The sequence below is a fragment of the Chitinibacter sp. SCUT-21 genome (assembly GCA_041874755.1).
GTDB lineage: Bacteria > Pseudomonadota > Gammaproteobacteria > Burkholderiales > Chitinibacteraceae > Chitinibacter.
In genome coordinates, this window is the sequence record CP102611.1 from 470,828 (window position 1) to 484,195 (window position 13,368).

The following is a 13,368-nucleotide window of genomic DNA, read 5'->3' on the forward strand; positions in this document are numbered from 1 at the left end:
CCCAATAGTAGGAGCGCATCATGGAATACTACGGTCATATTCGCAGTGAAATTTCACCTCTTTTACCGAGCCATGCGCAGCGCGCGCTTGAAGTAGGCTGCGGCAATGGCGGTACATTGGCGTGGCTAAAAGCCAATGGCGTATGCGATGAAATCGTCGGGCTGGAATATTGCCACGACGCAAGTGAAATTGCGCGCCAGCAATTAGATCTCGTCATTGAGGGTGATGCCGAACAAATTGATTTGGCACAGTTAGGGCAATTTGATCTGATTTTGTGCCTAGATGTGCTTGAGCATTTGCGCGATCCGTGGGCTTTGCTGAAGCGATTAAAGCAGCTGCTAAAACCTAACGGGCAAATTATCGTCAGCGTACCGAATATTCAGCATCACAGCGTTGTGCTGCCACTGCTGTTTCATGGTCGCTGGCAATATCAGGCGGCGGGCATTTTGGATCGCACGCATTTGCGTTTTTTTACGCAGGCCACCGCGCAAGAATTACTCAGCCAAGCAGGTTTCAAAGTTGAGCAATGCACAGGACTGGGCCAACAATGGGCAAAAAGCCGCTTTTGGCGCTGGCTGGGCAAAACAGCTTGGGCCACGCCCTTGTGTAGCGTGCAATATTTGCTCAGCGCGCACAACACGACGGCCACAAGCCACTAGCCTTATTCATCGTCGATTTGCAGCGCGGGCAAGCCATGCCTTGCCCGCGCGCGATTACAGGCGGCGCTAAACACGCCAATTTCAGCCAAAGCGCCAAATTCGCGACACGGCGATGGGCGCTCACGGTAAATCCCACACGAGACTTGCTCGCCAATTTTGCCAATCAGGGCAATACAGCGCGGTTGCGCATAATCGGTACCGCGGAGCCGCGCCGTGTATGCGGTCTCGTAATCGGCGAGCCCATCAGGCACTAGGCCACCTTCGCTTGATAATTCCGAGCGATCAAACGAGACGCGAAATGCGGCGCAACAGGCGCCGCAGCTAGTACAGGGATTATTGCTACTCACGGGGAAACAACCTTTGCAGTAAAATACCGAGCGAATTCAATCTAAAACCAAGGTTTCGGTCAAGTGCCAGCAGTCTTCTCATCCAGCGCGATTCGCACCATCACCCCGGCAGACTTGCCACGTATTTTGGCGATTCAGGCTGCGTCTTACCCGGCGCATTTGCTCGAAGATGAAGCGACGTTTTTGTCGAAATTGCAATTTGCGGGTAAATGCTCGTGGCTGATCGAGCAAAATGGACAAGTGCTCGGTTATTTGTTTACCCACCCTTGGCATGGCGATACGCCACCCGCGCTTAATCGTGCCGAACAAGCGTGGCCAAGCGAGGCAGATCGTTTTTATCTACACGATCTAGCCATTCACCCTGACGGGCGCGGGCTGAATCTAAGTCGCCTACTCAGCGAACACGCGCTCAATTGGGCGCGGCAACAGGGTTACTCGCAAGCAATGCTGGTCGCAGTCGGTGACGCGCAGACGTTTTGGCAAAAGATGGGGTTTAGTGTAGCGGCAAAACAAGACGCAGCTTTACAGCAATATGGGCAGGCTGTTTTGATGTTGCGAGACTTAAGCCAATAGGTATATTGACACAAGCCATTATTTATTTAGCCTGCCAGCATATACCTTAATAACAAAAATAGCTGATACACGGCCATCGCAATCACTAGCAGACCACAACTGCGTTTCACCCATGTTTTTTGCAAATAGCTTTGCAAGCGGCGCGCCATTAGACCCATCAGCAATAAATTAGGCAAGGTGCCAAGGCCAAACGCCAGCATCACACCGGCGCCACTGATTGGATTGGCACTCGCCAGCGCAGACAAACTTGCGGTATAAACCAAACCACAGGGTATCCAGCCCCAGAGTAAGCCAATCAACGGCGTCTGCCATACACTGCGTACGGGTAATAATTTACGCATCCACGGCTGCACAAGTCGCCAAACAGGTTGCCCCAGCTTTTCAACTTTGGTGAGTGCCCTACTCCAGCCGCCAATATACAAGCCTAAAACGAGCAATAAGAGATTCGCTGCCAGCGCCAGAATGAGTTTGATGCTTTGCAAAGCAGCTAAAGTCGCAAAACTCGCCAGCGCGCCAAGCAAAAAGCCAATGGCGGCGTAGCCTGCCAAGCGCCCCAGATTAAAGCCGAGTAAATACGGCCAGCGTGCGCCCAGCGGCAATTGCAGGCTAAACGCCGTAACAATACCGCCGCACATGCCGATACAATGCCCACCGCCGAGTAAGCCAGCCAGAAAAAGCGCAAATAAATTAACTTCGAGCATGAAAAGAAGCCTGACGCGCCTCAAACATGAGGCGCTAGGCTAAAAAAATTAGATCAGGCGAGAATACCGCGCTTGCGTGGTTTTTGTCCGCAAATATTGATCAAACACCATCGCAATCGAACGAATCAGCAAGCGGCCTTTCGGCGTAACAAACAGGCCATCCGCCTCGACGGTTAATAAACCATCGACAACCAGTGGCTGCAGTAACTCGATTTCGGTCGCAAAATAATCGGCAAAATCGATCATGTAGCTCACTTCAATCGCTTGATAATACAGCTCAAACTGGCACATCAACGCTTGAATCACCGCACGACGTATCGCATCATCGCGATTCATTTGCAAGCCGCGCACCACCGGAAATTCATCGGTGTCGAGCTTGGCGTAATATTCTTCCAGTGTCTTCACATTTTGGTGGTAATTCGCCCCCACTTTCCCGATCGACGACACGCCAAACGCCAGCAAATCACAGTCAGCGTGCGTTGAATAGCCTTGGAAATTGCGCTGCAAACGGCCACGGCGCTGCGCTACGGCCAGATCATCATTCGGTAAGGCAAAATGATCCATACCGATCAACACATAACCGGCGTCGATCAGCTGCTGGATGGAATTTTGCAAAATATCGAGCTTCACATCCGCACTTGGCAAGTCTGCCTCATTAATACGCCGTTGCGGCATAAAACGTTCTGGCAAGTGCGCGTAGTTGTATAGCGCGATGCGATCAGGGCGTAAAGTGAGCACTCGATTGATCGTTTCGGCTATCGTTGCTGCGGTTTGCTTGGGTAGACCATAAATTAAATCAACGCTGACCGATTTAAAGCCGTGCATGCGCGCAGCTTCAATCACGGAGCGGGTTTCTTCTTCAGATTGAATCCGATTGACGGCTTCTTGCACTGCGGGGTTAAAGTCTTGAATCCCGACGCTCATACGATTAAAACCGAGTTGCGCCAGCGTGCGTATCATGGGCTCGCCGACTTTGCGCGGGTCGATCTCGATAGAGTATTCCCCAGTCGGTAATAAATCGAAGTGCGTGCGCACCACATCCATCAGGCGCGTTAATTGAGCTTCAGACAAAAAAGTCGGCGTCCCCCCACCAAAGTGCAGCTGACTTACCTTAGGCCGCAGCGGTAAGTTTGCGGCATGCATTTCGATCTCTTTGCTCAAATAACGGATATAATCGTCGGCTTTACTTGTGTCCTTGGTAATAATCTTGTTACAGCCGCAGTAGTAACATACGGTATTACAGAAAGGGATGTGAAAATAAAGTGACAATGGATTCACTAAGGCACCGGGCAGCCGTTGCTGCAACAGGTGTCGGTATTGCTCACTGGTGACATCCTGGGTAAAACGATCCGCAGTGGGGTAGGAAGTGTAGCGTGGGCCTTTGCCGTCATAGCGCACAATAAGTTCGCGATCGAACTCGATCCCGCCCTGCGATTGAAACGACTGGCTTTCCATGAATTTAGATAACGACATAATTACTCCTCCCCCATACTAGCAGGCGCAGCTTAAAAGCTAGTACAATGAAACAGCTTGATTTAAATCAAGCTCAATGCAATGACAGTGGGGTATCTACCTCTTCAGAGAGTTACAATACTCCCCCTGCACGATTATTTTTTCTTGTGAGATTTTCATGATTTCCCCAATCCAAGTTCGCGACTTGTCCCCACGTCACTTGCGCAATTCATGTACTAACTGCAGCTTGCGCGAACTATGCCTACCACTGGGGCTCTCGCAAGACGAAATGCAGGAGCTAGATTCGATCATCACCCAAGCTCGCCCCGTCAAACGCGGTGAGGCACTGTACCGCGCTGGTGAGCCATTCCGTTCACTGTACGCCATTCGCCTTGGCTTTTTCAAAGCAAGTGTGATTTCTGAAGACGGGCGCGAACAGGTAACCGGCTTTCACATGTCGGGCGAATTGATGGGCATGGACGCGATCAGCACCGATGTGCACACCTGCGATGCAATTGCGCTGGAAGACAGTGAAGTATGTGAATTGCCATTTAATGACATTGAAGACCTCTCTCGCGAAATCCCGCTACTGCAACGCCACTTCCACAAAGTGATGAGCCGTGAAATTGTGCGCGATCATGGCGTGATGTTACTACTGGGCAATATGAAAGCTGAGGAGCGCCTGGCTGCCTTCTTGCTGAATTTATCTCAGCGCTTTGCCATCCGCGGCTATTCTTCCAGCAGCTTCCATCTGCGCATGACGCGCGAAGAGATCGGCAGTTACTTGGGTTTAAAACTCGAAACAGTCAGCCGAACCCTGTCAAAGTTTCAAGATCAGGGCTTTATCAAAGTGCAAAACCGCTTAATTGAGCTGGAAAACATCGACAGCCTCAAAAAGCTGCTTAACACCTGCCACGACGAGTAATTTAAACAGGGGTATATTGATGCAAGCCCATCTAATAGCCCCACCTGAACTAATACCCCTTGTTGCTGCTCGCCTGGTGCTTAAGCCGCCGAGCAGCAATTTTTGCCTACATCCGCTTAAAGCCCAACTCCCGCCAATCAAGCCTGACGACTTGATCCTGCTGATTCAAAGCCCACTAGCAGAACAACTAGCGCAACTACAACAACAATCACCGTACGTGATTGATCTCACCCTCATACCCTCGCCACTCGCACCAAGCCACGGGTTTATCACCCTAGCCAGTGGCAGCAAAGATAGTTTAACTGTGGCGTGCGAGCTAATAAATTGCCTAGCCCCCATCGAGAATGGCTGGCTGCATATTGGCGATCTGGGGGCTTGTTGTTTTTTACAACAACTGTGGCATGCACTCATTACGCCGCAAGGCACACCCCCATTTTTAAATTGGGCAACCACGACAGAGCAACTCAACACTGCACAGGCCATCAAGCCCAGCGATCTCATCGCACAACTTGCTACCTTTATGGCCCAACAGCAATTGCAGACCCAAGCCCTAGCCAGCCTAGCGCGCCATTACCTAGCCACACACCCCGAAAAAATGCAGTTTATGCCGCACCACCCACAAAGCAGCGCCTTATTCAATTTGATTCCATCAGAACAGTCGAGCAATGATGCTCCGATTGTGCAATTGGCCAAACTACTCGCCAAATTCTAATCACGATTCACTCTTGATTATGCCGCGCATAAAAAAACGCCACCCTAAGGTGGCGTTTTTAATTTATCGACTCATCATTATTTTTTGCGAATCGTATAGAGTGGCGTTTGACCTGCAATCACCGAACCACTCGCCACGTTAGCCACCGGTGCAAAATCATCTGCATTGGTTAACACAACAGGACTAATGACCGATTTGGCATTGGCACCAAGGAATTCCAGATCTAATTCCAATACAGGCTGGCCAGCTTTAACAAAGCTACCCTGCTCTGCCAGACGCGTAAAACCTTGACCTGCCAGCTTTACTGTCTCGATACCAATATGCACAATCAACTCAACACCAGCGTCATTCACGAGGGCAAAAGCATGGTTGGTGTTAAAAATCTTAACCAACTGCCCATCGCATGGCGCTACCACTAATTTGCCAGTTGGCAAAATCGCTACACCATCCCCAACCGCTTTAGTCGCAAATGCCGCATCAGGCACATCTTCCAAAGCAACCACTTCGCCCGTCACAGGAGAAAGCAGTACTGTTTCGCCGGGATTCGAGGCTGGAACCACCGCAGCAGGCTGCGGTGCAGCCTCAGTTACTTTTTTGCAGCAACACCAAGATTGGCACGCAACTGGTCTGCAATCAACTCAGCTTTTGGTCCAACAATGATTTGCACGCTTTGCTTGTTCAGTTTGATAACACCGCTTGCGCCAAGGCGTTTTGCAGCCGCTTCGTCAACCAAATCAGCATCATTTACAGACAAACGCAGACGGGTAATGCATGCATCAACGTTTGTAATATTGCTCGCACCACCAACTACAGCAACGTAAGCCGCGCCCAATTGTGCAACATCACCAGATGCAGTCGATACCGCAGGAGCCGCAGCAGCTTCGCCAGCAACTTCATCTTCACGACCTGGTGTTTTCAGGTTCAAGGCAGTGATTGCTGCGCGGAATACAAAGTAGTAGATCGCGAAGAATACCAAGCCTTGTACGATCAGCATGTACCATTTAACTGCCAATGGGTTTTGCGACGACAAGAACATGTCGATGAAACCGCCAGAGAAGGCGAAACCTGAGATCCATTGCATTTGCGCAGCGAGGAACACAGAAACACCAGTCAAGAATGCGTGCACCACATACAGCAACGGCGCAACAAACATAAATGAGAATTCCAATGGCTCAGTTACACCAGTTACAAAAGAAGTAACCGCAGCAGCACCCATGATTGAAGCAACAGCAGCTTTGTTAGCTGGCTTAGCAGTGTGGTAGATCGCCAAAGCAGCGCCTGGCAGACCAAACATCATCACAGGGAAGAAACCAGCTTGGTACATACCAGTCACACCAGCAACAGCCTTGCCTTCAGCCAGTGATTTAGCACCGCCCAAGAAGTTAGGGATGTCGTTAATACCTGCAACGTCAAACCAGAATACTGAGTTCAAAGCGTGGTGCAAACCAACAGGAATCAGCAAACGGTTGAAGAAGGCGTAGATACCTGCACCGACAGAACCCAAGTCTTTAATACCCAGACCAAAGTTTACCAATGCATTGTAAATAACTGGCCAAACCGCCATCAGAATGAACGATACAACAATCATCACAACCGAAGTCACAATCGGCACGCAACGACGACCACTAAAGAACGCCAGTGCTTTGTGCAATTCAACTTGACTGAATTTGTTGTAAACCTCACCCGCAATCACACCGGCTAAGATACCAACAAAGGCATTTTCGATTTTGCCGAAGGCTTTAGGCACATCTTCAGGCTTGATACCTTCAATTTGCGCAACTGCACCTGGAGACAACAGTGTTGTCACCACCAAATAGCCAACCAAACCAGCCAAAGCAGCGGCGCCATCTTTATCTTTTGACATACCGTACGCAACACCAACTGCAAACAAAATTGGCATTTTGTCGATAATTGCTGCACCCGCTTTGATCAAGAACGCAGCCAACTGGCTATTTGCCCCCCAACCCGTTGGGTCAGCCCAGTAGCCGATACCCAACATGATTGCTGCAGCAGGAAGAACTGCTACAGGCACCATCAGCGAGCGGCCGATTTTTTGTAAATACCCTAGAATATTCATCTTGTTCACCTTTAAATGACTCAATGATTTTTATAAACCAACCAAAGCTGGCATTGTTATTACGACTCCAACCTGTCAACCTCTCAAGCAAAGCTTAAGAAAATAGAACTGGTATGGCGATTATTAACTGTCATTGCAATATTAGGCAATGTTTAAGTAACAACATGTGCGAGTCAGAAAACACAATAGCAATATGCCATTTAGCTTTTGCCACACACATTCAAACTTAATACAGTTAGGTTCTCAGAGCTGTGTTGCAATCATGTTGAGATCGCTCAATATTTACAATCCACCCGCCACGTTCTTAATACTTCGCAACATTTCTTTACATTCACACCCCAGCAAAAGAACAGAAAATTTGCCAGCCGCATATTTTCGTTAAAAAGTCTCGAACGACGCTGTTTCACCTAAACAAGGCTTCGGTTAGAATAGTTTCTTTTCTGCCATTGGTTCCACTACTTATGCTCACAGGTAGCCTTGTCGCGCTCGTCACCCCCATGGATGTGAACGGCGAAATTGATTTCCCAACGTTAAGAAAACTAGTTGATTGGCATATTGAGCAAGGCACGAACGGCATTGTCGCCGTTGGCACCACGGGCGAATCGCCAACAGTGGATGTTGAGGAGCATATCGCCATTGTTCGCGCCGTTGTCGAACAGGCAGCGGGCCGAGTGCCGGTAATTGCGGGCACAGGCGCGAATTCAACCCGAGAAGCAATCCACTTATCAAACCGGGCATTAGAGGTTGGCGCCAATTATGGTTTAAGCGTAGTGCCGTATTACAACAAACCAACACAAAACGGCTTGTACCAACACTTTAAATCTATCGCAGAAAACACCGCTCTCCCCACCCTACTCTACAACGTTCCGGGCCGCACGGCATGCGACCTAAGCAACGACACCGCGCTCGAACTGGCCAAACTTCCCAATATCGTCGGCATTAAAGATGCAACTGGCAATTTGGAGCGTGCAGCCGATTTAGCCAAGCGCGCACCGAGCGATTTTGCACTCTACAGTGGCGACGATGCATCAACCCTGCCATTTATTTTAATTGGCGGGCACGGCACGATTTCCGTTACCGCCAATGTTGCACCACAAGCGATGAGCCAAATGTGTGCCGCAGCAGCGGCTGGACAAATCAGCACAGCTCGCGCGATTAACGACAAATTGCAAGACCTACACCGCCACCTGTTTATCGAAGCCAATCCAATTCCAGTAAAATGGGCGCTAGAAGCAATGGGCAAAATTCCAGCAGGTATTCGCCTTCCACTCACGCGCCTAAGCGAGCCAGCACAAGCTATTGTGCGCAAAGCTTTGCAAGCAGCCGATCTGATCAACCCGTAATTAGTGCTCACCTAGGTTAGAACAATGCAACCGAAACACATTAAGAAACTCACGTTAGCTTCGACACTAATTGTCATGCTGTCAGCCTGCTCGACAGATCAATCGCTACTTTCCAGCAAAGTGGACTACCGAAGCGGCAGCGACAACGTCAACAAAAACACACTGGAAATCCCACCTGATTTAACGGCAATTAGTGCAAATAACGCCTACAGCACACCAACAACCGCGACATCAGCCCAAGCAACACAAACTCAGCGCACACAATCAGGGCAGGAAGTCCTGCCACAGTACGGCAACGCACAAATTGTAGTGCAAGATGGCATCCGTTTTATTGAAGCTCAAATCCCTGCAGAAAAAGCGTGGGACGACATTAAAGACTTCTGGCTTGCCAATGGTTTTATCCTGACACAAGAAGACCCCAATACGGGTGTCATGGAGACAGATTGGCTCCAAAATCGCGCCGACCTGCCTAACGACTTCATGACCAATTTGATTCGCAAAGTAGCTGATCAATTTGTTTCAACCGACACCCTTGACAAATATCGTGCACGTATTGAACGCAGCTCCAAACCAAACACGGTTAATATCTATGTCACACACCGTGGCATGACCGAAGTTTATAAAGAAGGCGAAGCCAATACGAAGCAATGGAATGGTACCGTCTGGACACCGAGCGAACCAAGGCCTGAACTTGAAGCAGAAATCATGGCGATGATGCTGCAAACTTTAGGCGTTAAGAAAGATGTCGCCCAAGCCGAAGCGAAGAAAGCAGAAAATCTGCCAGCCCGTGCCGCGCTTTCAACCTCAGGCCAAGCCATTGAACTGACTGACAACTTCGACCGTGCATGGCGCCGCGTTGGCTTGGCTTTTGACCGCATTGGTTACAACGTCCAAGACCGTAATCGTAGCACCGGCGTTTACAGCGTACAGCGCGCAGCCACTGACATTGATAAAGAGCTAGAAACCAATTACTTCGCATCGCTGGCTTTCTGGAAAAAAGGCGAATCGAAGGAAGAAATCAGTAAATCATTAGGCCAAAGCTACGACGTAAAATTGGCCACGCAAAATGGCAAAACAGTACTGAGCATCAGCAGCAAGGATGGAGCGATCGACCCTGCAGTACAGAAGAAAATGCTAAGCGATTTATTGAACCAACTAAAATAATCGCGCCAAGTATAGCCACAGCCAGCAGCTGTGGCTTACCTTATCAAGCAATACCCATCATTTTTAAAACAATAAAAAAGCCAATCACGTGTGATTGGCTTTTTTCATATCGACTAACGATTAGTTAGCCGATGCTTTGTAGTTACGTTTACGCTCGTTCTCAGTCAAGAAACGCTTACGGATGCGCACTGATTTTGGTGTGATTTCAACCAATTCATCGTCAGCAATAAACTCTACCGCTGATTCCAGCGTCAGTTTCACTGGTGGCGTCAAACGCACTGCTTCGTCAGTACCTGAAGCGCGAACGTTAGTTAGCTGCTTACCTTTAATTGGGTTCACAACCAAATCATTGTCGCGGCTATGGATACCGATTACCATGCCTTCGTACAATTTATCGCCTGGGCTAACAAACATACGACCGCGATCGTCCAATTTCCACAATGCGTAAGCAACCGCTTCGCCATTGTCTTGAGAAATCAACACGCCGTTGTGACGACCTGGCATATCGGCTTTGGCCGGTGCGTAGTCATCAAACACATGGCTCATCAAGCCAGTACCACGCGTCAAGGTCATGAAGTCGCCTTGGAAACCGATCAAACCACGCGCTGGAACATGGTATTCCAAACGTGTACGGCCTTGACCATCAGAAACCATATTGGTCAATTCGCCACGGCGACGACCGATTTCTTCCATCACGCCGCCTTGGTGTTCGTCTTCCAAGTCGATGGTCAGGTTTTCATACGGCTCGCATTTCACGCCGTTAATTTCTTTGTAAACCACGCGTGGTTTAGCCACGGCCATTTCAAAGCCTTCGCGACGCATGTTTTCCAACAAAATCGTCAAGTGCAATTCGCCGCGACCTGAAACACGGAATACGTCGGTGTCATCTGTGTCTTCAACACGCAATGCCACGTTAACCAACAATTCTTTATTCAGACGATCACGAATTTGGCGGCTAGTTACAAATTTGCCTTCAGTACCGGCCAATGGTGAGGTGTTCACCATAAAGTCCATCGTTAATGTTGGCTCATCCACACCCAATACTGGCAGACCCACTGGCGCGTCTTTATCACAGATCGTTACACCGATACCGATGTCTTCCAGGCCAGAAATAATGATGATGTCGCCGGCTTCAGCTTCAGCCACTTCAACGCGCTCCAGACCTTTAAAGCCCAGAACTTGGTTGATACGACCCGCAGCCACTTGTTCTTCGTGGTTCATTACCACCACTTGCTGACCTGGCTTGATACGGCCATTCAATACTTTACCAACGCCAAGACGGCCGGTGTAAGTTGAGTAATCAAGCGCAGAAATTTGCAATTGCAATGGCGCATCAGCGTCGCCCGGTGGCGCAGGCACTGCAGACACCAACAGGTCTAGCAATGGACGCATATTGTCTGATTCTTCTTCTAGCGACAGCTTAGCAAAGCCATTCAAACCTGAAGCGTAGATCATTTGGAAGTCGAGCTGATCATCGGTCGCGCCCAACTTATCAAACAAATCAAAAACTTGATCGTGAACCCAATCAGGACGAGCGCCCGGACGGTCAATTTTATTAATTACAACAATCGGTTTCAGACCCAAAGCCAAGGCTTTTTTCGTCACGAAACGCGTTTGTGGCATCGGGCCTTCAACAGCGTCAACCAACAGCAACACGCCGTCTACCATACCCAATACACGCTCAACTTCACCACCGAAGTCCGCGTGACCTGGGGTGTCTACGATGTTGATGTGCGTGCCGTTGTATTCGATGGCAGTATTTTTTGCCAGAATGGTAATGCCGCGCTCTTTTTCAAGATCGTTGCTATCCATTACGCGTTCAGCGACTTGCTGGTTAGCGCGGAAAGTGCCTGCTTGTTGCAGAAGCTGGTCTACCAGCGTGGTTTTACCATGATCGACGTGGGCGATGATGGCGACGTTACGAAGTGCACGGGTCATGTTTGGACTGTGGGCTATTTGCGAAAGTGGCGGATTGTATCACGCCTCGAAGACAATTCTGAACTTCCACGGCGACAGGCATAAAAAAAACGCACTAATGCGTTGATTTTAATGACAAACGGCATGCTTTCCTAACATTACACCGAGCACTTTCTAACACAGTTGCAATTTACAATGAAACTCCAAGCGCTATTACTTGTCATGATCAGGTTTGGCATTCATAACGCCCTTACCGAGTACAATCTAGTGGTATACCCTCCAAGCCCAAGTTGGAAGATAGCTGTAGCAACATACCCGCAGTAGCACCCCAAACTACTTTGCCGTTGTGTTCAAGAAAATGTGTTGCGACCCTTACCCCTGCCCGCTCAACGTAGCGCCGCTCATAGCGACTAGGATCAAGCGCAATCGATAGAGGCAATTCAAATACCTCTGCCACCTCATTAACATCGGGACATAGCGGCAAATCGGGCGGCAAAATCGCCAATACAGGCGTTACACAAAAACCACTAATTGTGTGGTACTCACCCAAGGTGCATAGTGGCTCGATGAAATGTGCAGCAATTCCAACTTCTTCTTCAGTTTCCCGTACGGCGGCAGCGATTGCGTCAATATCGGTCTCCTCGATCGCACCACCAGGAAAGCTGACCTGACCAGCATGCGTAGACAAATGATCAGCTCTACGTGTCAATAACACCGAAACACACTGCGGATGGAGCACTAAACCAATCAACACAGCAGCTTTACGGGTTGCGATTGGTTTGATGTCGGCGGCTACACTTGATTGAAAAGCAGAAAGCCGTGGGCGCAGCCAATTGAGCAATTCACTAGGGGTTTCAGGCAGCATCAGAATCAACCTTAGGTAAACTCAAATCACGCCAGTGCGCCACCAGACGCAAGACCAATCCCAACATGAACAGAGCCCACACCCACATTGCTGAGTTCATTCCGTTGATCTGTGCAAAATAAAACAAGATGGCAACAACTATAGACACCGTACCGTAAAAATCTTCATGCAAAATAAATGGCACATCATTAACCATCATATCGCGCACCAAACCGCCGCCAACCGCCGTTACAAAAGCCAACACACACACACCAAATAGATTCAAGTCCATTGCCATCGCGACTTGGGCTCCAGCAATACTAAAAGCAACTAGACCAATGGAATCCGCAACAATGAATAGCTTACGTAACATGCCACGATTTTTTTGGTGCAACTTAATCAACCAAGCCAAAGCCAGCGTTGAAAAAATAGTAAAGAACGGGCCATTATCAACAAACACACGTGGCACTTGATTGACTAAAACATCGCGAATCATGCCGCCACCGATAGCCGTCAACAGCGCAAGAATCACGACACCCAGCACATCAAAACGCTTTTGCGCGCCAATTAAATAACCAGAAATGGTAAATGAAGCAGTGCCAATCAGATACAACCATGTAAATTCCGGAAGCTGCAAAACAAGATCCTAGCAAT

The 13,368-nt window shown here is 49.1% G+C and carries 14 protein-coding genes; 6 read left to right on the plus strand and 8 right to left on the minus strand.

What is annotated here, in order from left to right:
- The first annotated feature begins 20 nt into the window (after positions 1 to 20).
- Entirely contained in the window at positions 21 to 659 is a 639-nt protein-coding gene (locus tag NT239_02140; GenBank protein XGA71662.1) for a class I SAM-dependent methyltransferase, read from the plus strand.
- 2 nt (positions 660 to 661) lie between these two features.
- On the opposite strand, the gene NT239_02145 is transcribed toward NT239_02140, so the two are convergent.
- Complete coding sequence (locus NT239_02145; GenBank protein XGA71663.1) at positions 662 to 1,006, minus strand: YkgJ family cysteine cluster protein; 345 nt, start codon at positions 1,004 to 1,006, stop codon at positions 662 to 664.
- Between the two features lie 63 nt (positions 1,007 to 1,069).
- On the opposite strand from NT239_02145, the gene NT239_02150 reads away from it, so the two are divergent.
- Entirely contained in the window at positions 1,070 to 1,579 is a 510-nt protein-coding gene (locus tag NT239_02150) for a GNAT family N-acetyltransferase (protein XGA71664.1), read from the plus strand.
- A 26-nt stretch (positions 1,580 to 1,605) separates the two neighbouring features.
- Here NT239_02150 and NT239_02155 read toward each other — a convergent pair whose 3' ends face one another.
- Together NT239_02155 and hemN are read right to left on the minus strand one after the other, a co-directional pair.
- Entirely contained in the window at positions 1,606 to 2,280 is a 675-nt protein-coding gene (locus NT239_02155; GenBank protein XGA71665.1) for a sulfite exporter TauE/SafE family protein, read from the minus strand.
- A 48-nt stretch (positions 2,281 to 2,328) separates the two neighbouring features.
- Positions 2,329 to 3,735 (minus strand): oxygen-independent coproporphyrinogen III oxidase, encoded by a 1,407-nt coding sequence (gene hemN, locus NT239_02160; GenBank protein ID XGA72845.1) that lies wholly within the window; start codon positions 3,733 to 3,735, stop codon positions 2,329 to 2,331.
- A gap of 175 nt (positions 3,736 to 3,910) precedes the next feature.
- Between hemN and fnr the strand changes: the two genes are divergently transcribed.
- Together fnr and NT239_02170 are read left to right on the plus strand one after the other, a co-directional pair.
- Entirely contained in the window at positions 3,911 to 4,657 is a 747-nt protein-coding gene (gene fnr, locus NT239_02165) for a fumarate/nitrate reduction transcriptional regulator Fnr (protein XGA71666.1), read from the plus strand.
- A 19-nt stretch (positions 4,658 to 4,676) separates the two neighbouring features.
- Complete coding sequence (locus NT239_02170; GenBank protein XGA71667.1) at positions 4,677 to 5,369, plus strand: hypothetical protein; 693 nt, start codon at positions 4,677 to 4,679, stop codon at positions 5,367 to 5,369.
- A gap of 77 nt (positions 5,370 to 5,446) precedes the next feature.
- Here the strand turns inward: NT239_02170 and NT239_02175 are convergent, their stop codons facing one another.
- Positions 5,447 to 5,929 (minus strand): PTS glucose transporter subunit IIA, encoded by a 483-nt coding sequence (locus NT239_02175; GenBank protein ID XGA71668.1) that lies wholly within the window; start codon positions 5,927 to 5,929, stop codon positions 5,447 to 5,449.
- Positions 5,930 to 5,955: 26 nt separating this feature from the next.
- The gene (gene nagE / locus NT239_02180; GenBank protein XGA71669.1) at positions 5,956 to 7,446 is read right to left on the minus strand and encodes an N-acetylglucosamine-specific PTS transporter subunit IIBC; all 1,491 of its coding nucleotides are present in this window, start codon (positions 7,444 to 7,446) and stop codon (positions 5,956 to 5,958) included.
- A gap of 461 nt (positions 7,447 to 7,907) precedes the next feature.
- On the opposite strand from nagE, the gene dapA reads away from it, so the two are divergent.
- Together dapA and bamC are read left to right on the plus strand one after the other, a co-directional pair.
- Positions 7,908 to 8,789: a 4-hydroxy-tetrahydrodipicolinate synthase gene (gene dapA / locus NT239_02185; protein XGA71670.1), complete on the plus strand. Its 882-nt coding sequence runs from the start codon at positions 7,908 to 7,910 to the stop codon at positions 8,787 to 8,789.
- Positions 8,790 to 8,813: 24 nt separating this feature from the next.
- Entirely contained in the window at positions 8,814 to 9,953 is a 1,140-nt protein-coding gene (gene bamC, locus NT239_02190; protein XGA71671.1) for an outer membrane protein assembly factor BamC, read from the plus strand.
- Positions 9,954 to 10,073: 120 nt separating this feature from the next.
- On the opposite strand, the gene typA is transcribed toward bamC, so the two are convergent.
- The 3 genes from typA to NT239_02205 all read right to left on the minus strand — a co-directional run bounded on the left by typA (position 10,074) and on the right by NT239_02205 (position 13,351).
- Positions 10,074 to 11,891, minus strand: a complete 1,818-nt coding sequence (gene typA / locus NT239_02195) for a translational GTPase TypA (GenBank protein ID XGA71672.1) — start codon at positions 11,889 to 11,891, stop codon at positions 10,074 to 10,076.
- Positions 11,892 to 12,120: 229 nt separating this feature from the next.
- Entirely contained in the window at positions 12,121 to 12,735 is a 615-nt protein-coding gene (locus tag NT239_02200; protein XGA71673.1) for a CoA pyrophosphatase, read from the minus strand.
- Positions 12,725 to 13,351, minus strand: coding sequence for a trimeric intracellular cation channel family protein (locus tag NT239_02205; GenBank protein XGA71674.1), 627 nt, complete (start codon positions 13,349 to 13,351; stop codon positions 12,725 to 12,727). Before NT239_02205 ends, NT239_02200 begins: the two co-directional genes overlap by 11 nt.
- Between the last annotated feature and the right edge of the window lie 17 nt (positions 13,352 to 13,368).